We start from the raw sequence: 22,883 nt of genomic DNA on the forward strand, positions 1-22,883 counted from the left end.
CCCCGAAGGGGACCGGCCCGTCCGCGTTCAGCGCCGGTACATCACATCGGTATTCCACCGCGTGAACCCGAGCGACTCGTACAACCGGACCGCCGCGGCGTTCTCCTCGTCCACGTAGAGCATGACCTGGGCGAGGCCGAGCGCGCGCAGGTGCGCGAGCCCGGCGAGCGTCAGCGCCCGGCCGAGACCCGTGCCGCGCTCGCCGGGCGCGACCCCCACCACGTAGACCTCCCCGATCGGCTCGTCGCCGCCGTGCACCTTGGTCCAGTGGAAGCCCGCCAATGCCTCCCCCCGTACGGCGAGAAAGAAGCCGGCGGGGTCGAACCACGACTCCCGCTCCCGTAGTTCGAGGTCGGCAGGCGTCCAGGAGCCCTGCTCGGGGTGGGTGGCGAAGGCCAGCGCGTTGAGCGTCAGCCATGCCTTCTCGTCGCGTCCCGGCTCGAACGTGCGCAGCCGTACGCCCTCGGGGAGGGCGGCGGCGGGCAGGGGTTCGGACAGCGGGCGGCGCATCTGCCACAGGGAGCGCGCCCGGGCCAGGCCCGCGCTCGCGGCGAGACGGGCGGCGCCGGGCAGGTCGCCGTGCGCCCACAGGCGCAGCCTGCCCCCGCTCGCCTCCAGCGCGTCGCCCAGCAGTCGCCGGCCCAGACCGCGCCCGCGGAAGGCGGGATGCACCACGAGTTCGCCGCTCGGCCCCTCCGCCGGGTCCGCCGGATCCAGGTGGGCGAAGCCCGCGACCTTTCCGTCCTCGTACAGCAGCACGGCTCTCGCGCCCGGCTCGGCGCCGTGGCGCACCTGGAGCATCACGTGCTCGTTGAGCGGACCGACACCATCGGCCTCGGCGGCCGCCTCCACCAGGGCGAGCACCGCCGCCACCTGCTCGTCATCGAGCCGTTCCGTGATCTCCACGCGTACGTCCATGTCTGGCACGATAAGTGAAGGCCCGGCGATCTCCCTACCGGGCTTCGGCAATAGACGCCATGGGTTTACCCCCTGAATCGTTATCTTTGCGCCATTTCCTGCTTAGATCCCGGCCCTACTGTCGGAGGTCATGACCCGAGCATCCCTGACGCGACTGGCCATCGCCGGCGCCGCTATGGTCGGCGTCGCGGCCCTCACGATGGGCACGGCAGCCGCATCTCCCGGTCCCAAGCCCCCCAAGCCTGACAAGCCCGGCCCCTCCGTTCCCATCCGGTTGCTGACCATCAACGACCTCCACGGCAACCTGGAGCCCCCGACCGGGTCCAGCTCCCGGATCCTCGACCCGAACGGCGCGAACACCGACACCGACGGCTCGCTCACCGGCATCGCCGGTGCGAAATACTCGATCGCGGGCGGCGCGTCCTACCTGGCCGCCCACCTCAAGCAGCTACGCGACCCCAACACCCTCCTGGTGGCCGCGGGCGACCTCATCGGCGCGTCGCCGCTGCTGTCGGCCGCCTACCACGACGAGCCGACCGTCGCCCTGCTCGACAAGCTCGGCCTGGTCACCTCCTCGGCCGGCAACCACGAGTTCGACGAGGGCATCGACGAGCTCAACCGCATCACGAACGGCGGCTGCCACCCGGTCGACGGCTGCTCCCCGGCGGGTGAGTGGAAGGGCACGAAGTTCGACTATCTCGGGGCGAACGTGCTCAAGGAGGGCAACGGCGACTACGCCCTGCCGCCCTTCTACGTCAAGAAGATCAAGGGGGTGGACATCGGCTTCATCGGCCTGGTGACCCAGACCACTCCGAACATCGTCACCGCCGCCGGCATCAAGGGCCTGCAGTTCACCGAGGAGGTCGCGGCGGCCAACAAGGCGTCGAAGTACCTCGCCCAGCACGGGGTCAAGGCGCAGGTCGTGCTGGTCCACGAGGGTGACAACATCAACCCGAACCAGGACCCCAGCTCGTGTCCGGTCGTCCCCGGCAACGGCTCGCGGATCGCCACGGGCCTCGACCCGCAGATCGACATGGTCATCAGCGGCCACAGCCACCAGGCGTACGTCTGCAAGGTGAAGGACCCGGCCGGTCAGGACCGCGTCTACACCCAGGGCTCGTCGTTCGGCCGCGCGATCACGCAGATCGACTTCCGCGTCGACCACAAGACCAAGGACGTCATCCGCTCCAGCGTCGTCGCCAAGAACAACGTGGTGACCCGCACCGTCACCCCGGACGCCGACACCGAGGCGTACATCAAGACCTGGCAGGAGCGGGTCTCGACCGTCGCAGACAAGCCGATCGGCAAGATCACGGCCAACATCGGGCGCGGCAGCAACGTGGGCGAGACACCGCTCGGCGACCTCATCGCCGACGCGCAGCTTGAGGCGACCAAGGACGGCGGCGACGCGGAGATCGCGCTGATGAACCCGGGCGGCGTCCGCACCGACCTGACCTACGCCCAGAGCGGCTCCGAGGGCGACGGCGTCGTGACGTACGGCGAGGCCTTCCAGGTGCAGCCGTTCAACAACCTCATGCAGGTCGTCACGCTCACCGGGGCCCAGCTCAAGGCGCTGCTGGAGCAGCAGATCTGGACGGTCGACCCCGCGACGGGCGGGATCACCCAGCGGATCCTCCAGCCGTCCTCGTCGCTGACCTACACCTTCGACACGACGAAGCCTGTGGGCTCGCGGGTCTCCGACATCAAGATCAACGGCACTGCGGTGACCGACACCCAGCAGATCCGGGTGGCCGCCAACAACTTCCTCGTCGGCGGCGGCGACGGCTTCGGCGTCTTCACCCAGGGCACGAACCTGTGGAGCGGCCCGCTGGACATCGACGCGTTCGTCGCCTACATGGGCGCGCACTCGCCGATCGCCCCGCCGGCCACCGGCCGGATCAACCTCATCCGGTGATCGGCCGAAAGGCGATGATCGCCGAAAAGTAATGATCGGTTGAAAAGCGATGGCCCGCCCCCGTCAGGGGTGGGCCATCAGCGTCTGGCGGGTTCGGCCTCGTTCTGTTCGCCGCGATCGGGGACGAAGCGGTAGCCCACGTTGCGGACGGTTCCGATGAGCGCCTCGTATTCGGCGCCCAGCTTGGCGCGCAGGCGCCGTACGTGCACGTCCACGGTGCGGGTGCCGCCGAAGTAGTCGTAGCCCCAGACCTCCTGCAGCAGCTGGGCGCGGGTGAAGACCCGGCCCGGGTGCTGGGCGAGGTACTTCAGCAGCTCGAACTCCTTGAAGGTGAGGTCCAGCGCGCGCCCGCGCAGCCGGGCCGTGTAGGTGGCCTCGTCGATCGACAGGTCACCGCTGCGGATCTCGTCGGGGACCTCGTCGGCGGATGCCAGCGACAGCCGCCCGACCGCCATCCGCAGCCGGGCCTCGACCTCCGCCGGGCCCGCGGTGTCGAGGATCACGTCGTCCACGCCCCACTCCGCCGTCATCGCCGCGAGGCCGCCCTCGGTCACGATCGCCATCAGCGGGCAGGTGACGCCGGTCGTGCGCAGCAGCCGGCACAGGCTTTTGGCCTGCACGAGCTCGCGGCGCGCGTCCACCAGGATGGCGTCCGCCGGGGGCGTGTCGATCAGTGCGGAGGCCTCGGCGGGTGCGACCCGCACCGAGTGCAGCAGTAGTCCGAGTGCCGGGAGTGTCTCCGCCGATGGCTCCAGAGCGTTGGTCAGCAGGAGCAGATTGCTCACATGAGCCTCCTCGCACCATGTCGGCTCGGCGCCGTTTGCAGCACTGGAAACCGCGACAGCCGTACAAACACGTAAGGACCCGGGGGCCACATCGCCCGAGTCCATTAATTCGTAGGGTAGCTCACACGAAGTTTGGGTCCAATGTGCGTCACCCGTGTGAACAACACGTCACGTGGTTTAGCGCCGTAACGTGACGGTGACGGTGAGCTTCCACGAGGTGACGTGAGAGTGAGGGGAGCGGCACGCTATGGCCAGGGGAACGATCCGCTACTGGGCGGCGGCCAAGGAGGCCGCAGGCGTGCCGGAGGAGCCGTTCGACGCCGAGACGCTGGGAGACCTGCTCGCGGGGATCTCCCGCGATCCGGCCGTCGAGCGCGTGCTGCGCCGGTGCTCCTTCCTCGTCGACGGCGCACCCGCGGGCACGCGCGATCCGGCGACGATCGACCTTCCCGACGGTGCCGTGGTCGAGGTTTTACCCCCCTTCGCCGGGGGATGAGCGACTACTCTGATCACAATGGCGCCTTCGGAGGGGTCGGATGCGCAAGTTGGTCGTTGCCGTGGCCCTGCTGGCCATCGTGCTCGTCGTGCTCGACCGGGTCGCCGTGGTCGGGGTGCAGCGTGAGATCGCCCGCCAGATCGAGGCGAAGTACGACCTGACGGAGACCCCGTCGGTGCAGGTCAAGGGCATACCGTTCCTCACCCAGGCCATATCGGGCCGGTACGAGGAGATCAGCATCGGCATCGGGAAGACGGAGCGGGAGGGCGTGCAGCTCGAACGCATCGACGCCACGCTCTACGGCGTCACCGCCCCGCTCTCCGACCTGATCCAGAACGCCTCGGCCGCCGAGATCAGGGCCGACCGCGTGACGGGGACCGTGGTCATCTCCCGGCAGACCCTCTCGGCCCGCGCGCCGCGCGGCATGAAGGTCGAGGGCACCGACGGTGACGAGCTCCGCGTCTCCGGCAACGTGACCGCGTTCGGGAACCAGGTGCCGGTCACCGCCGACATGAAGATCCAGGTGGTCCAGGGCGGGATACGGCTCACGCCCACGAACGTGAAGATCGCCGGCGGTATCCCCGTGCCGAACCCCGAGCGGTACATCTCGTTCACCGTGCCCGTGAAGAATCTGCCGCTCAACCTCAGGATCACCCGCGTGAAGTCGACCAGCGAAGGGCTCGCGGTGCAGGGCACCGCGTCCGATGTCCCCCTCCGATGAAGGCTCGCGTGACGGTCGTCACACCGCCGAACCATCGCGCCCCGGCGTACGTGATGAGGGTGTGAGTCCAGCCGGAACGGCCGACGAGGAGCTCATACGCGCACTTTGGGAAGATCACGGAGGGCCGCTGTACGGCTACGTGCTGCGGTTGACCGGTGATCGGGGCAGGGCGGAGGACGTGGTGCAGGAGACGCTGCTTCGGGCCTGGCGGCATCCCTCCGGGCTCCAGGGACGCCCGGTTCGCGCGTGGCTGTTCACCGTCGCCCGCAATCTCGTCGTCGACCAGCACCGGGCCCGCAAGTCCAGGCCGCAGGAGACGGGGGACGAGGCGCTCGCCGTGCTGCCCGCCGCCGACGAGCTGGAACGGGCCGTCGAGTCGTGGGGAGTGGCGGAGGCGCTGGCCTCTCTCAGAGCGGAGCACCGCGAGGTGCTCCTGGAGACGTACTACCGGGGGAGATCGGTGAAGGAGGCGTCGGAGGTCCTCGGCATCCCACCGGGAACGGTGAAGTCGCGGACCTACTACGCCCTCCGGGCGCTGAAGCTCGCCCTGGAGGAACGGGGGCTGGCACCATGACCTGCGAGGAGGTGCGGATCTCGCTCGGCGCGTACGTGCTGGGGGCGCTCGACGCCGAGGAGACCGCCGAGGTCGAGGCCCACCTGGACACCTGCGCGGCCTGCCGGGCGGAGCTGGCCGAGCTGTCCGGGCTGCCGCCGTTGCTCGCCCGCGTGTCGGCCGAGGACATCGAGCGCGCCGCCGCGCCGCCGCGCAGCGTGCTCGACGGTGTCTTCGCTGATGTTCTGGCAAATGCTCTCGCGGATGCGGGTTCCAATCCGCGTGCGGGCGCAGGTCCCGGCACGGCGCCGGCGGTCGCGGCGTCCGCCCGGCGCGGGCGCCGGTCCCGCGTGCTGCTGGCGCTCGCCGCGTCCGTCGTCGTCGCGGCCGTGGGAGGCACGGCGTGGGTGTCGGCGGCGCAGAGGGGCTCGGAGGGCACTGCAGCGGGGTCGGTCGCCGCGGCCCCGGACCAGGCGAGCCGTGCGGCGAAAGGCCAGGCTGCACCGGATCAGGCAGCGCAGGACCGGGCAGCCCAGGACCGTGCGGCCCAGGACCAGACGGCGCAGGACCTGGCGGGCCGGGCCGACAAGTCGGCGGAGGCATTCGGAGAGCCCTTCGCCGCCCAGGAGTCGCCCGCGCCCTTGTCATCGTCCGGGCCCGTGTCCTCCTCCGCGCCCTCGGCCGCGCCATCCGACGGAGTCATGGCGAGGAAGGCCGATCCGTCGCGCGCTGAGGCGACCGCCACCGCGCCGGCCACACCGTCCGAGGCGCGCGGAAGCAGCGGCGACGCGCGCATCGTCGTGCGGTTTGCGCCGCACGACGGCGGGACGCAGGTCGTCGCCAGGGTCGCCGGAGTCCCCGCGGGCACGGTCGGTACGTGGCGCGCGGTCGCCAAGGACGGCACGGTCTCGACCCTCGGCAGCTGGACCGTGGGCAGAGGCGAATATCGCGGTCAGAAGATGGTCCTCGAAGGCTCGACGGCGTTGCGGCCCGGCCAGATCGACCGGATCGAGCTCGTCGACACGGGTGGCCGCGTCCTGGTGGCCGCCAGGCCGTGACCCTAGCCGTGACCTCTCACTGTGACTTCACCGTGATCCGGCGCGGGAATCAGCCGCACCCGGCGTACGGTTGCAGACGGTGATGGCAGGGATCGCGACCGTCGTGACCACGCTCGTGCTGGGCGTGGTCATCGGGCTGGTCCTGAAACGGCGCGACGGAAGGATGCGGGTCGTGGAACACGCCCCGGTGACGAGCGCGGATCTCGCCGCCGACCTCGGCGAGCGTGCCACGCTGGTGCAGTTCTCGACCGCGTTCTGCCAGCCCTGCCGGGCGACGCGCCGGATCCTGGACGAGGTGGCCGCCATGGTGCCCGGGGTCCGCCACGTGGAGATCGACGCGGAGTCGCGCCTCGATCTGGTCAGGCGATTCGGCGTCCTGCGCACCCCGACCGTGCTCGTCCTCGACGGGGCGGGCAACGTGGTGAAGAGGGCGTCCGGCCTGCCGCGTAAGGCCGATGTCATCGGCGCGCTCGGCGCGGCCGTGGACGGCACGTCTCACGGACCGTCTCAAGCATCGGACAAGGTGTGACAGATGCCGAGACGGAAGGTACTGTCGTGGTCATGACTCCCACGACAGAGCTGCTCACGAAGCGCCGCGCGGTGGACTTCTGCCGCGTCGCGACCTCGCTCTGTCGCATGGCCTGAGGGTGATTCCTGCGACTTCGTGTCGCTTTCCATGAATCCTTCAGGAGCATCCCCACGATGCAGATCGACCCTCGTGGCCCGCGTTTCGGAGCGGCCGTAACCAGCGTGGTACTCGCGGTCGTACTGGTCGCGCAGAATCCCTGGCTGCTCGCCGCACAGGCGGTCGTCTTCGCGCTCGGCGCCGTCGGCGCGTCGCCGTACGGGCTGGTTTTCCGCCGGTTCGTACGGCCGAGGCTGGGGCCGCCGGCCGAGATGGAGGACGCGGCGCCGCCGCGGTTCGCGCAGGCCGTCGGGCTGGGGTTCGCGCTGGTGGGACTGATCGGATTCGCGGCGGGGATCACCCCACTGGCCTTGGGTGCGACAGCAGCGGCACTGCTGGCCGCCATCCTCAACGCAGCGTTCGGCTTCTGCCTGGGCTGCGAAACGTACCTGCTCATTCGCCGTCTACAACCTGGGAGAATCCAATGAGCCGCTCCGCCGTTCTGGTGGACGCCGACTGGGTCGAGGCCAACCTCGACACGCCCGGTGTCGTGCTCGTCGAGGTCGACGAGGACACCAGCGCCTACGACAAGGGTCACATCCGCGGTGCCGTGAAGATCGACTGGAGGACGGACCTGCAGGACCCGGTCCGCCGCGACTTCGTCGACAAGGCCGGCTTCGAGGCGCTGCTGTCGTCGCGCGGCATCGCCAACGACGACACCGTCGTCCTGTACGGCGGCAACAACAACTGGTTCGCCTCCTACGCCTACTGGTACTTCAAGGTCTACGGCCACGGGAACGTCAAGCTGCTCGACGGCGGGCGCAAGAAGTGGGAGCTGGAGTCCCGCGAGCTGGTCAAGGACGTCGTCGAGCGGCCGGCCACGCAGTACGCGGCCTCGGAGCCCGACAACGACATCCGCGCCTTCCGCGACGACGTCGTCTCCGCGATCGGCAAGCAGAACCTGGTCGACGTCCGCTCGCCCGACGAGTTCACCGGCAAGCTGCTCGCCCCGGCCCACCTGCCGCAGGAGCAGGCGCAGCGCGGCGGCCACGTGCCCACCGCCCGCAACATCCCGTGGTCGAAGGCGGCCAACGACGACGGCACCTTCCGCTCCGACGACGAGCTCCGCGAGCTCTACTCGGGCGCCGGCGTGGACCTCTCCAAGGACACCATCGCCTACTGCCGCATCGGCGAGCGCTCCGCGCACACCTGGTTCGTGCTGCACGAGCTGCTCGACCAGCCCAACGTCAAGAACTACGACGGTTCGTGGACCGAGTACGGCTCGCTCGTGGGCGTGCCGATCGAGCTGGGGGAGGCCCGCTGATGACCATCCAGGGTTGCGCTGCTCCTGAGCAGACCGTCGCGCTGCCGGCCGGCATCGACCTGTCCAACCAGGCCGTGATCCAGGGCGTCGTCACCGGCGCCGGCACGGCGTACGCCCGTCTGCTGGACCACAGCGGCGAGTTCACCGGCGAGGTCGTCGTCTCCGACGAGGGCATCTTCCGGTTCTTCGCCGCGCCCGGCCAGTGGACCGTCCGCATCATCGCCGGCGGCGGCGTCACCAAGGACGTCCCCGTCGAGGCCAAGCTCGGCGAGGTCGCCCAGCTCGCGGTCACCGTCTGATCCACTGCTCGACGAGAAGGCCGGTGCGTTCCCGCGAACGCACCGGCCTTCTGCGTTTTCCTGTGGACGGCTAGTATTACGTGCTACTTGTAATACGTAATGGGGACGAGCGCGATGCGACTGAACAGCAAGGGACAGGTGACCATTCCCGCCGAGATCCGCGAGAAGTACGGCCTGCACCCCGGCGACGAGGTCGACGTCGTCGAAGTGGGCAACACCCTGCGGATCATGCGCCGGGAGAGCAGCAGCACGCGGGGCCGGCGGGCCGCGCAGCGACTCCGTGGCAGTGCGACGACGTCCATGACCACTGACGAGATCATGGGACTGCTGCGTGACGAGTAGTACTCTGCGCGTCGTCCGCGAGCAGGTCACCCTTGTGGATTCCTGCGTTCTGCTCGACGTCGCCACCGACGACCCCAAATGGGGGGCCTGGTCCGCCGACGCCCTGGCCCGGACGCTGGACGAGGGACGGCTGATCCTCAATCCGGTCGTCTACTCCGAGGTGTCGGTCGGCTTCTCGAGCATCGAGAGCCTCGACGAGGCGTTGCCGCCCGAGGACTACGAGCGTGAGGACGTGCCCTTCGAGGCGGCTTTCCTCGCCGGCAAGGCATTCCTCGCCTATCGCAGGCGTGGGGGTGAGAAGAGGTCACCACTGCCCGACTTCTTCATCGGCGCGCACGCTGCGGTGCGGAAATACCGGTTACTCACCCGCGACACCACCCGATATCGGACCTACTTCCCCACAGTCGAGCTCATCGCTCCGTAGGGAGGAGCGAGAGCCGATAGCATGCGGCAGGTGTCCGGAACGTCCGCACTTGCCGCCCCCCTCCAGGATGCCGCGCCGCGCCGGGCCTCCTGGACGCTGTCACCGTACGCGTTGCCGCTGAACGCCCTGCGGATCATCGCGAAATGCGCCCTCCCGCTGATCTTCTGGTTCTCGGCCGGACGGCTCGTGCGCTGGGCGCTGCTCCTTCTGGCCGCGACCGTCTCGCACGGCTCGTGGTATCAGGCCCGGCTGGTGCTGGTGATGTTCCTGTTCACGCTCGTCGTGATGACGTCGCTCGCCACGACCGTCGGCATGCTGTACGTCGTCCGCGAGGCGCTGCTCGAGACCCAGGCCCGGCGTGTGGCCGGCGAGGCCAAGGAGAGCCTGCTCAACGCGCTCAACCGGACCGCGCTCGTCTTCGCCGGCCTCTACACGACCTGGGGGTTCGTCGCCGACGACGCCCGCGAGTTCTCAAGCATCGACGTGATGCGGCAGCCGGACCGGTATGTGCTCGATGCCGGCAGCGGCGACGACAGCGGAGTGATGGGCGGGCTCATCAGCCTCGACCCGAGGATCTCCCTGGCCACGATGGTCGTCGCCTACGCGGTCAAGTGGTATTTCGGCCGCCGCCACGAGGCGGGCGAGGGCCGTATCTCCGGCATGCTCGCCACCTTCGGGGAGCTCGCGTTCGCCTTCTACGGGCTCAACGCGGTCGCCGCAGCCGTGGGGGCGCGCTCCGACTGGATCGGCCAGCGGTCCGCCGTCGCGGCCTGGCACGATCTCGCGGCCAGGGCCGAGGAGAGCGTCCCGGGGTGGAAGTCGGTCTCGGAGTGGCTGGGCGGCGTCTGGCCGTACGCCGTCGACGCCCTTGCCATCCCGCTCACGTGGCTGACGGTCGGCATCCTCGTCTACGGCGCCTACGCGGAGGACACCCGGACCACGATCAGGGGGACCCGCCTGGAGCAGGCGGCGGTGCACCTGGAGCGCACGCACGACTGGACGCGTCTGGCCCTGGCGAAGCTGAGCGACGGCTGGACCTCGCGGTGGATCCCGCTGCTCAACTCCCTGCGCCTGACGGCGCGCGGGGGCCCTGCGCTGTTCGGGCTGTTCGCCCTCTGCTACGTCGGCCTGCACATCGGCGGCGACTATCTCCTCAGAGCGGGCCGCTATCTCACCGCGAGCGGGGAGCCGTACCAGTGGATGGCGACCGGCGAGCCGCTCTCCTATGTCGTGGACCTGGTCGTCACCCTGGTGTCGATGTGCCTGATCGCCGCCACCTTCGACCTGGCCGCGACACGGGCGCGGGCGGAGGGCGCGGCGTCCGTCACCGGCGGAACCGCAGAACCTGATCGTCCTTCTCCGTCGCACTGAAGGCGTCCTTCACGAAATCCTCGGCGGACTGACCGGGCACACTACGGTAGGTGCTCGGCCGCAGCGCGACCTCGACTTCGTCGGCCACGGGCGGCGGGACCACCGCCATCATCTCCAGCCGGTACGGCGTGCCGATCACGTTGTCCTTGGTGTCGGGTGGCGTCTCGTTGTTCACCATCTCCACCTGCCACGTGCGCCCGGCTCGGTCGGTGAACGTGATCTCCGCCGGCTCCCCGTGGCGAATGGCGCCCTCGGCGTCGAGCGCGGTCCTGGTCACCAGGACCTTCATCCACTGGCGGTCGGACCGCTCCGGCTTGCCGGTGGGGTCCTTGACCTTCTCCACGGTCACCCGCCACGACACGTGCTGCCAGACTCCCGCCTGGCCGGGTGGCACGACATGGACGGTGTAGTCGGGGCGGGCGTACTTGTACGTCTGGTAGCCGAACACCGTGGGGCCGCCGACGGCGAGCACGACGGACAGCACGGCTCCCCCCACGAGCAGGCCCGTACGCCGTGCGGGGGCTGAGGGCTCCTGTGCGGACACTTCGGCGGGCGGCCCCGTGGGCGCCTCCCCGAGCGTCTCCCCGGGCGCCTCCGCGGACGGGAGAGCGGGAGCGAGCGCCATGGGCGGCGGCTGCCGGTTCGTCCGCAGCGCGGGAAAAGGCTGTGTGGAGCTGTCCTCCGCTTCGGGCTCCAGAGGCGGCCACACCCGCAGGTCCGTCGGCGGCTTCAGCGTGCCGGGGATGGGCACGGAGAGCGGCGCCGTCGGCCGCGGCGCGGGAAGCGCGCCGCTGTAGGTGATGTCGGAGGTCTGCTCGGCCGGGGGCGCGAACCAGTCGCGGGCGTCCGGGCCGTTCCTCGGTGGGGTTCCGTCCATGGGCGTCTCGGTCATCGGCTCTCGCTCACGAGAGAGTGGTTGTCCTCCGCCTGGGAGATCAGCCGGGCGGCGGCGGCGCCGGACAGCTTCAGATCGATCTGCGCCTCTGGCGCGTAGTTGTCGCTCACCAACGGGCTGACGGGAGGGACGAAGACGAGGTCGGCGCCCGGCACCGCGTCTTCCGGCACCTCGAAGACGAGCAGCCCGCTGGTCCAGAACCCGGGCTGGATGTACTTGTTGAACAGTGTCAGCGTGTCGTTGACCTTGTCCGTCGGCTGGTAGCGCCGGCCGTCCGCGGTCAGCAGGACGGGGGGACCGAGTCTGCTCAGCCTGAAGGGCTCACGCGCGCTCGTCGCCGAGATGTCGACCAGGAGGAACAGATTGCTCGTGGCCACCTTGGTCACCTTGTTCGAGTAGTCCGTGGTGTCCACGGCGCGGGCGGCCGTGACCGACAGGACCTTGACGGTGAAGCGCTTGGTCTCCACCGTCTCGCCGATCCGGCCGTTGTAGGTCAGATAGGAGGTGCGCTGTTCGAAGGACATCGAGAAGTGCTGCTGTGCGTAGACCGCGGCCGCCGCGAGCACGATCCCGGCCACTCCCGCGGCGATCCGCCGCCCCGCACCGCGCCTCGGCGGCTTGGCGCGGACCGCGCGGCGGGAGACACGGTTGTCCGTCTGCGTGGCCGCCATCAGCTGGTCTCCTTCCGTACGGGAAGGGTGATCCGCGTGGCCACCTCGGGTTCGAAGGTGCCCTTCTCGTCCGTGTACGCGCCTGCGAGCATCCAGTCATAACCCTGGTTCAGCAGTCCGAGTTGCTCGTAGGCGAACGAGCCCACGTCGAGGCTGATCTCCGGGGGCGCGGTCGCGGTGGGCTCGAGTTCGTACTTCACCACGACTGTGGTGGTGATGCCGGGATGCAGTTGGTGGCTCTCGACGCCGAGACTGAGCACGGAGACCTCGGGGCCGTACTCGGTCTTGATCTCCGGACGGGTCCGCAGGAGGGAACCGGCGAAGGAGCCGAACGGCGAGTACCTCCCGGCCTCGGGCATGACCCCGACCGAGGCGGTCCTGTCGCCCACGTTGGTGACCTTGAGGACGAGCTCCAGGTAGCGCTTGTCGGTACCGAAGTCGCCCTTTTCGGTGATGTCGATCGCCTTGATGAACTGGGTGTGGAACAGCCCCTGGTCGATCATGTCTCCGGGCGAGACCGTCGCCGGGGGCTTGTCCGGGGCGTCCTTGAAGCCGCCGAAGGCGGCGGTGACGCCGACGCCCACCACGGCCAGCGCGAGGGCGACCGGGACGATGACCGGGCGTCGTCGGCGGGCGCCATTGGGGGATGACGTCATGGCAAGCGATGGTAGTACGACCACAGTTGCCCCATTGGCCGCAATGGTTCGACCCCCCGCGCGGAAATACGTCCGAATGGCGAGAAGCGCGCCCTGACAGGGCTTCCAGCTCCTACGCTGTGACCGAGGCGGACATGGAGGGCCCGTGGGCGACCCGCACCCCGAGCATGCCCAGTTGCAGGCGGATCGGATCTACCTGGGCTGGCAGTATGCGCTGCTGTACCCGGATCCCGGGCCGCCGCCGAAGCGACCGGCCAGGGAGGATGTCACCGAGCCTCCGGCGGACGCCGACACCGAGTGGATCCACCGGGAGCGGCTCCAGAAGGACCTGCTCAACCGCCCGGTCAAGATCTTCCGTACGTTCATGGCCGTGGTGGCCGCGGGGATCCTCGTCCTCGGCGTGACCGGCCTGCTGAACTGGTCGTTCGTGATGCTGGGCCTGGTCGCCGCGGGCGGCGTGGCCGCCATCTGCACCTACGCCATCAGACAGGGCGACCGTACGGTCAACGAGCGGCTCGACGCGCGCCGCCGTAAGGCGCTGCGGGAGCAGGAGCGCCGCCGGCAGGAGATCGTCACGGCCCAGGAGGAGCACGCCGCGAAATACCGCGACTGGGCCGAGAAGAAGAACCGCTTCGACCAGCAGATCAACTGGTACGCCGTGGCGGTGCCCGACGACATCGACCGGGTCGACGTGGCCGGGGGCACGCTGACCGGCTGGTCGGCGCTGCTCACGCTGATCGGCGCGACCCGGCTCTACAGCGGCGGCCACCTGACCGTGCTCGACCTGTCGGAGGGCGCGATCGCCAAGGACCTGATCGAGCTGGCGCGCAGGGGCGGGGACGACCCGCTCGTCTGGGTGCTCCCGGTGGACCTGCCCCGGCTCGACCTCGGCGCGACCCTCAAGCCCGAGGCGTTCGCCGACGTGCTCGCCCACGTGGTGAGCGTCAGCGAGGAGACCAGCAGGGACATCGGCTTCGACAACGCGATCCTGGAGCGCGTGCTCGAGGTCCTGGGCGAGAACGCGACGATCAGCCAGGTCACCGCCGCCCTGCGGGCGCTCGCACAGGTGGGCGACCCGCGCGACGACATGAAGGGCGGCCTGCTCACGGCGTCGCAGCTCGAACGCATCGGCATGCTGTTCGGCCGGGGCGTGGCCGACCGGGTGGTCATCGAGCGTGCCTGGGCGCTGGAATCGCAGCTGCGCAAGCTGGAGACGCTGGGCTCCCAGGCCGTACGGCTGCCGCCCGCGCGGCTGCGGGTCGTCAGCATGGACCGGCAGGCGGGGGTCTTCGGCAACCGGGTCCTCGGGACCTACGTCGCGACCGCGCTCACGCACATCCTGCGCCAGTCGCCGGCCAGCGAGCGGCCCTGGTATCACACGATCATCGTGGCGGGCGCGGACAAGCTGCGCGGCGACGTGCTCGACCGGCTCATGGACGCCTGCGAGACCTCGCGCACCGGGCTCGTGCTGACCTACCGCAGCCTCACCCCGACCGTGCGGGAGCGGCTCGGCCGCGGACACGCGGCGGTCGCGTTCATGCGCCTGGGCAACGCCGAGGACGCCCGGGTGGCCAGCGAGCACGTCGGCACCGAGCACCGCCTGGAGCTCGCCCAGCTCACCGAGACGTTCAGCTCGGCGGTCAACGGCCCGAGCGGCTTCTACACCTCCACCGTCGGCGAGAGCCGTACGGAGGGGGAGGAGAAGGGCGACGGCGACCTGCGGGAGGACATCACCGAGTCGACCGAGTGGGGACGGCGCGCCCCCACGGTCGCCGACGGGGTCCTGCAGCGGTCGCGGGAGTTCCTGGTCGAGCCGCACCAGCTCCAGCAGCTCCCCACGACCTCCGTGATCGTCACCTACTCGACCGCGGAGGGACGCCAGGTGCGCCTCGCGGATGCGAATCCGGCGATACTCACCTTCCCCAAGACGACGCTGGGGGAGTTCGAGGAGATCCGGAGGGCCGCCCTCGCGCCCCCGGAGCCCGAGCCGGAGCCGGAGCCGGAGGAGCCCGTGCTGCCCGATGTGCCGCCGAACCTGCCCCCCAATCTGGGCCCGCCGCCGCCTCGGCTCGACTGGCGCAAGCGGTCATGACCACTCACGAAACGTCACATGCGACCATGACACGGTCCGCTGTCGGTAAGAGCATCGTCAACCGGGGTGTGCGAGCGTGATCGTTCAAGGAGTCTCTCCCCTGTTCGTCGTCACCTGAGGGGTCTGATGCAGCCGTTTCCCCTGAGCGGGCCGTGGTACCGGATCCAGGCGATCACCGCCCCATCGCGTAGTTCGTCCGCGGAGTGGGACTTCGTCACGGTGCTGCCCGCGGTCCTGTCCGCCGCCCAGCGCAACCGGCCGTTCGTCATCGGCTGGCTGTCGCGGGGTTCGGGTGCGCCGCTGGAGCTCATCACCAACGCGGGACCGCTCACGCCGCCCAAGCCGCCGAAGCGCGCGGCCACCACGCCGGAGCCGCCGGTCACCGGCCCGCAGCCGCTGCTGTTCCCCGGCGGCGCGCGCGGCGTGGAGATCGGCGACGAGTGGCTGGCCGACCTCGCCGACCTCGTCTGGACGCCGTGCCCCGGCCGGCAGGCCCCGCCGCTCTACGGCAGGCGCGAGCCGGAGCCCGACGAGACCAAACGGCCCACGCTGTTCGAGTCGACGCTGGTCACGCTCATGTCCCGGCCGTTCGCGTGGGTGGTGGTCGCCGAGCCGACCGACCTGCTCGACGCCGAGGTGGCCCACCTGCGCACCCAGCTCAACGTGCTGCGCCAGTATGGCGACGCCTCGGAGCGCTCGCGCTTCGACGCCGAGCGGGCCGAGCGCAGGATGCAGGAGCTGGACGCCTTCCGCGAGGCCGGCCTGTGGAACGTCCGGGTGCTCGCCGGCGCGGCCGGCCCCGACGAGCTGCGCCAGATCGCTCCGGTGCTGGTCGGCTCGGTGGAGATGAGCCACCACCCCTACCGGCTGCGCAGCGCGATGTCGCTGCCCGCCCTGACCGGCGACGGCACCTGCGAGTCGGTGTACGGCTTCAACGAGGCGCTGGCCGTCAACCTGCAGGATTCGGCTGACGGCGCGGCGGCGCCGTTCGCGGCGACGGCCGGGGCGCTCGCCGCGCTCGCCGGGCTGCCGCGCCGTGAGGTGCCGGGTGTCCGGGTGCTCGACGCGGGCTTCTTCGACGTGACGAGCGAGACCGAGGTCGAGGGCTCGGCGGAGACCGTCGACCTCGGCGCGATCGTAGACGGGCAGGACCGCGCCGTCGGAATGTTCCGGGTGCCGCTGGCCACGCTGAACCGCCACGCCTTCGTCACCGGCGCCACCGGCTCGGGCAAGTCGCAGACCGTGCGTCACCTGCTTGAGCAGCTCACCAAGGCGGGCATCCCGTGGCTGGCGATCGAGCCGGCCAAGTCGGAGTACGCCGCGATGGCCGGCCGGGTCGAGCACCTGGCGCCGCTGACCGTCATCAACCCCTCGGCGCCCGACAACGTGCCGATCAGCATCAACCCGCTCGCGCCCGAGCCCGGCTACCCCGTGCAGGCCCACATCGACATGGTCAGGGCGCTGTTCATGGCGGCGTTCGACGCCGAGGAACCGTTCCCGCAGATCATGTCGCTGGCGTTGCAGCGCGTCTACGAGGCCAACGGCTGGGACGTGGTCACCGGGGGCGGCATCCCGGGGGCCGCCGTGCAGCCGGCCGTGCCGACCCTGGAGCAGCTCCAGCAGCACGCGCTGGAGGTCATCCAGGAGATCGGGTACGGCAACGAGGTCCAGGCCGACGTCGAGGGCTTCATCAGCCTGCGCCTGCGCAGCCTGCGCGTCGGCAGCGCGGGCCGGTTCTTCGAGGGCGGCCACCCGGCCGACATCGGCGGCCTGCTCCAGCGCAACGTCGTGCTCGCGATCGAGGACGTGGCCAACGACGAGGACAAGGCGTTCCTCATGGGCACGCTCATCATCCGCATCGTGGAGCACCTGCGGATGCGCGCCCGCTCGGAACCGCGGGGCGAGGACGGCGCGGGCGGCCTGCGGCACGTCATCGTCATCGAGGAGGCCCACCGGCTGCTGCGCGACAGGGGCTCCCAGCGGGCCTCCACGCACGCCGTCGAGCTGCTGGCCGGGATGCTCGCCGAGATCAGGGCGTACGGCGAGGGCATCATCGTGGCCGAGCAGATCCCCACCAAGCTCGTCTCCGACGTGGTGAAGAACACCGCGCTGAAGGTCGTGCACCGGCTTCCGGCCGAGGACGACCGCGCGCTCGTCGGCGCGGCGATGAACCTGAGCGAGGACCAGTCGCGCCAGGTGGTGTCCCTCCAGCCGGGCTTCGCCGCGGTGTTCGCCGACGGCATGGACCGCCCGTTGCGCGTCCAGGTGCCGCTGGGCGAGGACCGCGAACGCGAGACGCTCGGCCCGGTGCCGCCGATCTGCGGGCGCCGTTCGGCCGCCTGCGGGCGCGAGTGCCGTACGGGGAAGGCGTGCACGCTGGTCGAGCTGCGCGAGGCCGACCTGCTCGCGGTGGCCCCGGAGTGGGCGTGGCTGCGGATCTGGACCGACACGGTCGTCCTGGCGTTCGTGACGAACCGGTCGCTGCCGGGCGTGCCGCGCGTGCTCGCCGACATCTGGGCGGAGCTGCCGGCCAAGCGGCGCGAGTGCCTGCTGGCCACGCTGGCCGAGCGGTCGGTCGCGCGCCGCGCCTGGTCGCTGCGGACGTGGTTCGACCCCGCGCTGCTCACCGAGAAGGCCGCCGAGGTCGCCGCCGGGCTGCTCGCGGCGGGCCAGGCGGACGGCGGGGAGACTGAGCCGCCGATGCGGGCGGGCGAGCGGCCGGGCGCGGCCTGGGTGATCCCGCAGGTCCGCTGGCTGCACGAGGTGGACCGGCTGTTCCCGTTCGGCCATCCCGCGCCCAACCTGCGCAGCCCGGCCCCGGCGATGGAGTATCCGCTGTTCGGCACCGACCCGGCCGGCCGGCCGTACCCGCATCAGGGGGTCAACGGCGCCGAGCCGGCCGAGGGCGGGGTCGCGGTCGGCGTGCGCACCGAGCTGCTCGGCCACCGCGCCAAGGCGCTGCGCCACCATCCGCTGTCGATGGAGGTGGACCGCAACCGGGCCCTGGCCTGGCGGGTCATCCTGGGCGACGACGAGCACGAGGGCATCCAGCGCGACGTGACGACGGTCGCCATCGGGGTCGAGCCGCGCGAACGGGTCAAATACGTGGCCCAGACGATGAGCGCGGGCTGGCTGGAGACCGTGCTGTCCTGGCCGCGCCGGTTCGTCCTGCCGTTCGACGGCGACACTCCCGCGGAGCTGTCCTTCGGATCGTGATCCCACCCCCTCACCCCCCGGAAGGGAGCCCGAGAGCCGATGCCGAACAGCCGTCTGCGGCGACTCACTTCCCAACTCACCTGGCACTGGGAGCACCAGCTACGGCCACGCCTGTCCGGCCTCACCGACGCCGAATACCTGTGGGAGCCGGCGGAGGGATGCTGGTCGATTCGCGCGCGGCCCGACGGCGCCTTCGCACTGGACTGGGCGTTTCCGGCGCCCGACCCGGCGCCGCTGACCACCATCGCCTGGCGGCTGGCGCACGTCGGCCAGACGCTGGCGCAGCGGGCCGACTTCCACTTCGGAGACGGCACGCTGACGATGGATCGGATCCGGTGGCCGGGGCCGACCGCGGCCGAGGGGCTGGCCTGGTTGGACAGCGCGTACGCCGACTGGACGGACGGCCTCGCCGCGGCGGACGACAGCATGCTGGGGCGGCGCAGCGACGGTCCACCGGGGACGCTCGACGGCCGCTTCCCCTTCGCCGACGTGATCTTGCATGTGAACCGGGAAATCATCCACCACGGGGCCGAGGTCGCGCTGCTCCGCGACCTCTACCGCGCCCAGCGGCCCGGTTCTCACGCAACGGCATAGGGCGGCCGGAAGTCGCCGGCGAGACGACCGGCGCGGGGCCACGGCGGGCACCGCTACGTCGGCGCAGGCTCCGGGCGCGGTTAGGATCTCGGCATGAGTCAGCTTCCGTTGCGGGCGCAGCTCGCCAGCGCCCTGGGCCGCACGGCCGCGACGCTGTCCAGGGCCACCGGGCGTGGCGACGGCTCGGTGATCGGCGGCAGGGTCGGCCTCATGTTGGAGCCCGACCTGCTGCGCAAGCTCGCGGCCGACCGCAAGCTCGTCCTGGTCAGCGCCACGAACGGCAAGACCACGACGACGCGTCTGATCACCTCGGCGCTGCAGGAGTTCGGCGACGTGGCGACGAACGCCTTCGGCGCCAACATGCCCGCCGGGCACGTGTCGGCGCTCGCCTCCAACAAGGACGCGCCGTACGGCGTGCTGGAGGTCGACGAGAAGTACCTCCCCGAGGTCCTCGACACGACCGACGCCGGCATCCTCTGCCTCATGAACCTGAGCCGCGACCAGATGGACCGGGCGGCCGAGATCTGGCTGCTAGCCCAGAAGTGGCGCCGCGCCCTCGCCGGCCGGCCCGTGCACGTGATCGCCAACTGCGACGACCCGCTGGTCACCTGGGGCGCGTCCACCGCCGCCCGGGTCACCTGGGTGGCGGCGGGCCAGCGCTGGCGCGAGGACTCCTGGTGCTGCCCCGAGTGCGGCGGCCCGCTCGACCGCTCCGGGTTCGGCAACGGCGGTCAGGGCCTCACCGCGGCCCAGATGGCCGACACCAACTGGGCGTGCCGCGAGTGCACCTTCCGCCGGCCCGAGCCCAACTGGGTGCTCGACGGCGAGTACGTGACCGATCCCCGGGGCCAGCACTGGCGCCTGGACATCCAGCTTCCCGGCCAGGCCAACCGGGCGAACGCCGCCATGGCGCTGGCGGTCGCCGAGACCCTCGGCCTCGACCCCGCCCGGGCGCTGCCCAGACTGCGTACGGTCACCTCCGTCGCCGGGCGCTACACGACCGTCGAGCGGGACGGCCGGTCGCTGCGGCTGCTGCTGGCCAAGAACCCGGCCGGCTGGCTGGAGGCGTTCGACGTCGCCGACCCGGCGCTGCCGATCATCCTGTCGGTGAACGCGCAGGGGCCGGACGGCCGCGACACCTCCTGGCTGTGGGACGTCGACTACCGCATCCTGCGGGGCAGGCCCGTGCTCGTCACCGGCGAGCGCCGCCTCGACCTCGCGCTGCGGCTGACCGTGGCCGGGGTCCCCTTCCAGCTCTGCGACTCGTTCGAGCAGGCGGTGGGCCTCCTCGCGCCCGGCAAGATCGACGTGATCGCCAACTACACCGCGTTCCAGCAGATCCGAGCGGAGTTCGGCCGTGCAGTCTGAATTGTCCATCGTCTGGATCTATCCCGACCTCCTCAGCACGTACGGGGACCAGGGCAACGTCCTGGTGCTGGAGCAGCGGGCCCAGGCCCGGGGCATCCAGACCAGGACCGTCCACGTACGGTCGTCCGACCCCGTGCCGCAGCAGGGCGACGTCTACCTGATCGGCGGCGGCGAGGACCGGCCGCAGATCCTCGGGGCCGAGCGGCTGCGCCGGGACGGCGGCCTGCAGGCCGCGATCCAGCGCGGTGCGGCCCTTCTGGCGGTCTGCGCCGGCTACCAGATCATGGGCACGGTGTTCGGCGGCGAGGAAGGGCAGCCGGTGCCCGGCATCGGGCTGCTGGACATCAGCTCGGGGCGGGGCGAGCGGCGCGCGGTCGGCGAGCTGGCCGCCGACGTGGACCCCGCGCTGGGGCTGCCCACGCTGACGGGCTTCGAGAACCACATGGGCGTGACCAGGCTCGGCCCCGGCGTGCGCCCGCTGTCGCGGACCCTGACCGGCATCGGCAACGGCGACGGCACGGAGGGCTGCTACGCGGGCCGTGTCATCGGCACCTACCTGCACGGGCCGGCGCTCGCCCGCAACCCCGCGCTGGCCGACCTGCTGCTGAGCTGGGTGACCGGACCGCTGCCCCCGATCGACGACGGCTGGTATCAGGCGCTGCGCGACGAGCGCCTGCGGGCGGTGCTGCCGAGCTGACCAGGCGGTAGGTCCCGGCCGGTCAGTAGATCAACGCCTGCACGCCCTCGCCCAGGGCCTCCTCGACGAACGTGGGGGCCCCGGCGATGCGCACGCCGTCGATCACGTCGTCCACGGTGATGCCCCGGCGGGCGGCGCACTGGGTGCACAGCGTGACCCTGCCCGCGACGAGCACGGCGTCGAGCAGGTCCTCCAGCGGGGCGGCCTCGGCCAAGGCGAACTCCTTGGCCCGTCCCGGCAGCGCGAACCACGAGGATTCGCCGGTCAGCCACAGGGAGACCGGGACACCGCTCGCCAGTGCGGACGCCGCGACCGTGAAGGCCTGGTTGCAACGCTCCGGGGCGTCCGCCCCGGCCGTGACCTTGATGACCAGTGATCGTGCCATGCTGCGAGCCTAGTCCGCCGGGGTCGCCGGTGTGCCGCCGCATGCCGTACAAGTTGGACAATCGGGGCATGCCGCGCATGGTGCGAGGGGCCGCTCGCGCGCCTCTAAGCTCGTCTCCATGGACGTACATCCCGACCTCGAGCCGATCGCCTTCCTCCTGGGCCGCTGGGAGGGGGCCGGGGTGATCGGCTATCCGACCATGGAGAGCGCCAACTTCGGCCAGGAGATCGTCTTCGGGCACAACGGGAAGCCGTTCCTGACCTATCAGAGCCGCACGTGGCTGCTCGACGCCGAGGGCGCCAAGGTCCGGCCTCTGTCCACGGAGACGGGGTTCTGGCGGATTCAGCCCGAGCGCCAGATCGAGGTGTGCCTCGCGCATCCGACCGGCATCGTGGAGATCTACGTGGGAGAGGTCGTCTTCCACAAGATCGAGCTGCGTACGGACGTGGTCGCGCGGACCACGACGGCCAAGGACTACAACGCGGGTCACCGGCTCTACGGCCTGGTCAACGGCAACCTCATGTACGCCTACGACATGGCGGCGATGGGGCACCCGCTGCAGTCGCACGCCTCGGCGGAGCTCAAGCGGGCCGGCGACTTCGACGAGTAGGAGAAAAGAAAGAACCCCGGGCTCGCTCCGCCTCCTGTGAGGTGGGCCGGCTGGACCATGGCCGTGACGCAAGTCGCGGCCGCCGGCTGCCCGGGGTTCCGGTGTCTGTCGAGGATTCGCCGGGACGTCGTACGACATCCAGACGGAAGGTCCAGATGGACGAGTCCTAGCGGACAGCCACCTCGCTAGTCCAAGAATGATCAACCATTGTCTGGACCACCTCCCTTCTGCGTGCCTTCACGCTATGCGAGCACCCCGCGCGCGGGCAAACGATTAATGCGATGAACTTCGCGCCCCTCCCGCGACAGCCGGGGAGCCTCCCGGCGGCGACGGGGAAGGGCCGACTAAGGGCGTGTTCCGGCGGGCACGACTTACACTCGGGGGCATGGCCGAGACTTGGCACGAGGAGCTGCGGGCCCGCGGCTACCGGATCACTCCCCAGCGGCAGCTCGTGCTGGAAGCGGTCACCGAGCTGGGGCATGCCACGCCCGAGGACATCTGCTCCCGCGTGCAGCGGACGGCCAGGGGAGTCAACATCTCGACCGTCTACCGGACCCTTGAGCTCCTGGAGGAGCTTGGGCTGGTCACGCACACCCATCTCGGCCACGGCGCTCCCACCTATCACCTCGCCTCCGAGGCCGACCACGTCCATCTCGTCTGCCGGGGGTGCGGCGAGGTCACCGAGGTGGCCCCCCAAATGGTGGACGGCCTCGTCTCGGCCCTCGACGCGGAACTGGGTTTCGCCACCGATGTCCGCCATCTAACCGTCTTCGGGCATTGTCACAAATGCAGAGTTTGAGTATCATTGCTCGTTTTGTGCTTCGGGGCCGGTAGCGTGACGAGTGGCGCACCACGCCGATTCGTCAGG

The 22,883-nt window shown here is 70.6% G+C and carries 26 protein-coding genes; 20 read left to right on the top strand and 6 right to left on the bottom strand.

The genetic code is table 11. The annotated features are described in order from the left end of the window. Positions 1 to 27: 27 nt before the first annotated feature. Positions 28 to 918, bottom strand: a complete 891-nt coding sequence (mshD, locus tag FLX07_RS26345; protein WP_142574363.1) for a mycothiol synthase — start codon at positions 916 to 918, stop codon at positions 28 to 30. A gap of 130 nt (positions 919 to 1,048) precedes the next feature. On the opposite strand from mshD, the gene FLX07_RS26350 reads away from it, so the two are divergent. Next, entirely contained in the window at positions 1,049 to 2,833 is a 1,785-nt protein-coding gene (locus FLX07_RS26350) for a bifunctional metallophosphatase/5'-nucleotidase (protein WP_142574364.1), read from the top strand. Between the two features lie 77 nt (positions 2,834 to 2,910). Here FLX07_RS26350 and FLX07_RS26355 read toward each other — a convergent pair whose 3' ends face one another. Next, complete coding sequence (locus FLX07_RS26355; RefSeq protein ID WP_142574365.1) at positions 2,911 to 3,618, bottom strand: winged helix-turn-helix transcriptional regulator; 708 nt, start codon at positions 3,616 to 3,618, stop codon at positions 2,911 to 2,913. A 247-nt stretch (positions 3,619 to 3,865) separates the two neighbouring features. Between FLX07_RS26355 and FLX07_RS26360 the strand changes: the two genes are divergently transcribed. The 12 genes from FLX07_RS26360 to FLX07_RS26410 all read left to right on the top strand — a co-directional run bounded on the left by FLX07_RS26360 (position 3,866) and on the right by FLX07_RS26410 (position 10,831). After that, complete coding sequence (locus tag FLX07_RS26360) at positions 3,866 to 4,114, top strand: MoaD/ThiS family protein (protein WP_142574366.1); 249 nt, start codon at positions 3,866 to 3,868, stop codon at positions 4,112 to 4,114. Positions 4,115 to 4,154: 40 nt separating this feature from the next. Continuing rightward, positions 4,155 to 4,835 carry an LmeA family phospholipid-binding protein gene (locus tag FLX07_RS26365; RefSeq protein WP_142574367.1) on the top strand — a complete coding sequence of 227 codons (681 nt, stop codon included), beginning with the start codon at positions 4,155 to 4,157 and terminating at the stop codon, positions 4,833 to 4,835. 61 nt (positions 4,836 to 4,896) lie between these two features. Then, positions 4,897 to 5,409, top strand: a complete 513-nt coding sequence (locus tag FLX07_RS26370; RefSeq protein ID WP_244311171.1) for a sigma-70 family RNA polymerase sigma factor — start codon at positions 4,897 to 4,899, stop codon at positions 5,407 to 5,409. Continuing rightward, a complete protein-coding gene (locus FLX07_RS37185; RefSeq protein ID WP_142574369.1) occupies positions 5,406 to 6,446 on the top strand; it encodes a zf-HC2 domain-containing protein in 1,041 nt (346 codons plus the stop codon). Before FLX07_RS26370 ends, FLX07_RS37185 begins: the two co-directional genes overlap by 4 nt. A gap of 163 nt (positions 6,447 to 6,609) precedes the next feature. After that, complete coding sequence (locus FLX07_RS26380) at positions 6,610 to 6,975, top strand: thioredoxin family protein (protein WP_223853970.1); 366 nt, start codon at positions 6,610 to 6,612, stop codon at positions 6,973 to 6,975. 32 nt (positions 6,976 to 7,007) lie between these two features. Continuing rightward, positions 7,008 to 7,091 (top strand): putative leader peptide, encoded by an 84-nt coding sequence (locus tag FLX07_RS38895; RefSeq protein WP_372446775.1) that lies wholly within the window; start codon positions 7,008 to 7,010, stop codon positions 7,089 to 7,091. Positions 7,092 to 7,148: 57 nt separating this feature from the next. After that, positions 7,149 to 7,559, top strand: a complete 411-nt coding sequence (locus FLX07_RS26385; protein WP_142574370.1) for a DUF4395 domain-containing protein — start codon at positions 7,149 to 7,151, stop codon at positions 7,557 to 7,559. Beyond that, on the top strand, positions 7,556 to 8,395 hold the full coding sequence (locus tag FLX07_RS26390) for a sulfurtransferase (protein WP_142574371.1): 840 nt from the start codon (positions 7,556 to 7,558) through the stop codon (positions 8,393 to 8,395). Before FLX07_RS26385 ends, FLX07_RS26390 begins: the two co-directional genes overlap by 4 nt. Next, positions 8,395 to 8,694: a DUF1416 domain-containing protein gene (locus tag FLX07_RS26395; protein ID WP_142574372.1), complete on the top strand. Its 300-nt coding sequence runs from the start codon at positions 8,395 to 8,397 to the stop codon at positions 8,692 to 8,694. The genes FLX07_RS26390 and FLX07_RS26395 overlap by 1 nt, the downstream gene beginning before the upstream one ends. Positions 8,695 to 8,808: 114 nt before the next feature. Beyond that, entirely contained in the window at positions 8,809 to 9,036 is a 228-nt protein-coding gene (locus FLX07_RS26400) for an AbrB/MazE/SpoVT family DNA-binding domain-containing protein (protein ID WP_142574373.1), read from the top strand. Then, entirely contained in the window at positions 9,026 to 9,460 is a 435-nt protein-coding gene (locus FLX07_RS26405; protein ID WP_142574374.1) for a type II toxin-antitoxin system VapC family toxin, read from the top strand. The genes FLX07_RS26400 and FLX07_RS26405 overlap by 11 nt, the downstream gene beginning before the upstream one ends. A 30-nt stretch (positions 9,461 to 9,490) precedes the next feature. After that, positions 9,491 to 10,831 (top strand): hypothetical protein, encoded by a 1,341-nt coding sequence (locus tag FLX07_RS26410; RefSeq protein ID WP_142574375.1) that lies wholly within the window; start codon positions 9,491 to 9,493, stop codon positions 10,829 to 10,831. Here the strand turns inward: FLX07_RS26410 and FLX07_RS26415 are convergent. From FLX07_RS26415 to FLX07_RS26425, 3 genes are read right to left on the bottom strand one after another with little or no spacing between them, the layout of a single operon-like run. Then, complete coding sequence (locus FLX07_RS26415; protein WP_142574376.1) at positions 10,785 to 11,723, bottom strand: hypothetical protein; 939 nt, start codon at positions 11,721 to 11,723, stop codon at positions 10,785 to 10,787. The genes FLX07_RS26410 and FLX07_RS26415 overlap by 47 nt on opposite strands. Next, on the bottom strand, positions 11,720 to 12,397 hold the full coding sequence (locus FLX07_RS26420; RefSeq protein ID WP_142574377.1) for a DUF4352 domain-containing protein: 678 nt from the start codon (positions 12,395 to 12,397) through the stop codon (positions 11,720 to 11,722). The genes FLX07_RS26415 and FLX07_RS26420 overlap by 4 nt, the downstream gene beginning before the upstream one ends. After that, a complete protein-coding gene (locus FLX07_RS26425; RefSeq protein WP_142574378.1) occupies positions 12,397 to 13,053 on the bottom strand; it encodes a hypothetical protein in 657 nt (218 codons plus the stop codon). Before FLX07_RS26425 ends, FLX07_RS26420 begins: the two co-directional genes overlap by 1 nt. Positions 13,054 to 13,198: 145 nt before the next feature. Here FLX07_RS26425 and FLX07_RS26430 point away from each other — a divergent pair, with 145 nt between their 5' ends. The 5 genes from FLX07_RS26430 (at position 13,199) to FLX07_RS26450 (ending at position 21,020) form a co-directional block, all read left to right on the top strand. Further along, entirely contained in the window at positions 13,199 to 15,145 is a 1,947-nt protein-coding gene (locus FLX07_RS26430) for a hypothetical protein (protein WP_142574379.1), read from the top strand. Between the two features lie 126 nt (positions 15,146 to 15,271). Beyond that, complete coding sequence (locus FLX07_RS26435) at positions 15,272 to 18,361, top strand: ATP-binding protein (protein WP_142574380.1); 3,090 nt, start codon at positions 15,272 to 15,274, stop codon at positions 18,359 to 18,361. 39 nt (positions 18,362 to 18,400) lie between these two features. Next, positions 18,401 to 18,955, top strand: coding sequence for a DinB family protein (locus FLX07_RS26440; RefSeq protein ID WP_142574381.1), 555 nt, complete (start codon positions 18,401 to 18,403; stop codon positions 18,953 to 18,955). A gap of 93 nt (positions 18,956 to 19,048) precedes the next feature. Beyond that, positions 19,049 to 20,323: a MurT ligase domain-containing protein gene (locus FLX07_RS26445; RefSeq protein ID WP_142574382.1), complete on the top strand. Its 1,275-nt coding sequence runs from the start codon at positions 19,049 to 19,051 to the stop codon at positions 20,321 to 20,323. Continuing rightward, positions 20,313 to 21,020 (top strand): type 1 glutamine amidotransferase, encoded by a 708-nt coding sequence (locus FLX07_RS26450; RefSeq protein WP_142574383.1) that lies wholly within the window; start codon positions 20,313 to 20,315, stop codon positions 21,018 to 21,020. The genes FLX07_RS26445 and FLX07_RS26450 overlap by 11 nt, the downstream gene beginning before the upstream one ends. 22 nt (positions 21,021 to 21,042) lie before the next feature. Here the strand turns inward: FLX07_RS26450 and FLX07_RS26455 are convergent, their stop codons facing one another. Next, on the bottom strand, positions 21,043 to 21,405 hold the full coding sequence (locus FLX07_RS26455; RefSeq protein WP_142574384.1) for a DsrE family protein: 363 nt from the start codon (positions 21,403 to 21,405) through the stop codon (positions 21,043 to 21,045). Positions 21,406 to 21,523: 118 nt separating this feature from the next. Here FLX07_RS26455 and FLX07_RS26460 point away from each other — a divergent pair, with 118 nt between their 5' ends. Continuing rightward, on the top strand, positions 21,524 to 22,015 hold the full coding sequence (locus FLX07_RS26460) for a heme-binding beta-barrel domain-containing protein (protein ID WP_142574385.1): 492 nt from the start codon (positions 21,524 to 21,526) through the stop codon (positions 22,013 to 22,015). Positions 22,016 to 22,400: 385 nt separating this feature from the next. Continuing rightward, positions 22,401 to 22,814, top strand: coding sequence for a Fur family transcriptional regulator (locus tag FLX07_RS26465; RefSeq protein WP_142574386.1), 414 nt, complete (start codon positions 22,401 to 22,403; stop codon positions 22,812 to 22,814). Positions 22,815 to 22,883 lie beyond the last annotated feature (69 nt).

Origin of the sequence: Microbispora bryophytorum (genome assembly GCF_006874465.1) — a bacterium.
GTDB classification, from domain to species: domain Bacteria; phylum Actinomycetota; class Actinomycetes; order Streptosporangiales; family Streptosporangiaceae; genus Microbispora; species Microbispora bryophytorum.

Excerpts from the sequence above, each read along its gene's own strand:
- FLX07_RS26365 (WP_142574367.1), top strand. The coding sequence starts at position 4,155 with ATGCGCAAGTTGGTCGTTGCCGTGGCCCTGCTGGCCATCGTGCTCGTC.
- FLX07_RS26460 (WP_142574385.1), top strand. The coding sequence starts at position 21,524 with ATGGACGTACATCCCGACCTCGAGCCGATCGCCTTCCTCCTGGGCCGC.
- FLX07_RS26440 (WP_142574381.1), top strand. The coding sequence starts at position 18,401 with ATGCCGAACAGCCGTCTGCGGCGACTCACTTCCCAACTCACCTGGCAC.
- FLX07_RS26420 (WP_142574377.1), bottom strand. The coding sequence starts at position 12,397 with ATGGCGGCCACGCAGACGGACAACCGTGTCTCCCGCCGCGCGGTCCGC.
- FLX07_RS26425 (WP_142574378.1), bottom strand. The coding sequence starts at position 13,053 with ATGACGTCATCCCCCAATGGCGCCCGCCGACGACGCCCGGTCATCGTC.
- FLX07_RS37185 (WP_142574369.1), top strand. The coding sequence starts at position 5,406 with ATGACCTGCGAGGAGGTGCGGATCTCGCTCGGCGCGTACGTGCTGGGG.
- FLX07_RS26385 (WP_142574370.1), top strand. The coding sequence starts at position 7,149 with ATGCAGATCGACCCTCGTGGCCCGCGTTTCGGAGCGGCCGTAACCAGC.
- FLX07_RS26390 (WP_142574371.1), top strand. The coding sequence starts at position 7,556 with ATGAGCCGCTCCGCCGTTCTGGTGGACGCCGACTGGGTCGAGGCCAAC.
- mshD (WP_142574363.1), bottom strand. The coding sequence starts at position 918 with ATGGACGTACGCGTGGAGATCACGGAACGGCTCGATGACGAGCAGGTG.
- FLX07_RS26380 (WP_223853970.1), top strand. The coding sequence starts at position 6,610 with ATGCGGGTCGTGGAACACGCCCCGGTGACGAGCGCGGATCTCGCCGCC.
- FLX07_RS26435 (WP_142574380.1), top strand. The coding sequence starts at position 15,272 with ATGCAGCCGTTTCCCCTGAGCGGGCCGTGGTACCGGATCCAGGCGATC.
- FLX07_RS38895 (WP_372446775.1), top strand. The coding sequence starts at position 7,008 with ATGACTCCCACGACAGAGCTGCTCACGAAGCGCCGCGCGGTGGACTTC.
- FLX07_RS26465 (WP_142574386.1), top strand. The coding sequence starts at position 22,401 with ATGGCCGAGACTTGGCACGAGGAGCTGCGGGCCCGCGGCTACCGGATC.
- FLX07_RS26415 (WP_142574376.1), bottom strand. The coding sequence starts at position 11,723 with ATGACCGAGACGCCCATGGACGGAACCCCACCGAGGAACGGCCCGGAC.
- FLX07_RS26455 (WP_142574384.1), bottom strand. The coding sequence starts at position 21,405 with ATGGCACGATCACTGGTCATCAAGGTCACGGCCGGGGCGGACGCCCCG.
- FLX07_RS26400 (WP_142574373.1), top strand. The coding sequence starts at position 8,809 with ATGCGACTGAACAGCAAGGGACAGGTGACCATTCCCGCCGAGATCCGC.
- FLX07_RS26445 (WP_142574382.1), top strand. The coding sequence starts at position 19,049 with ATGAGTCAGCTTCCGTTGCGGGCGCAGCTCGCCAGCGCCCTGGGCCGC.
- FLX07_RS26350 (WP_142574364.1), top strand. The coding sequence starts at position 1,049 with ATGACCCGAGCATCCCTGACGCGACTGGCCATCGCCGGCGCCGCTATG.
- FLX07_RS26360 (WP_142574366.1), top strand. The coding sequence starts at position 3,866 with ATGGCCAGGGGAACGATCCGCTACTGGGCGGCGGCCAAGGAGGCCGCA.
- FLX07_RS26395 (WP_142574372.1), top strand. The coding sequence starts at position 8,395 with ATGACCATCCAGGGTTGCGCTGCTCCTGAGCAGACCGTCGCGCTGCCG.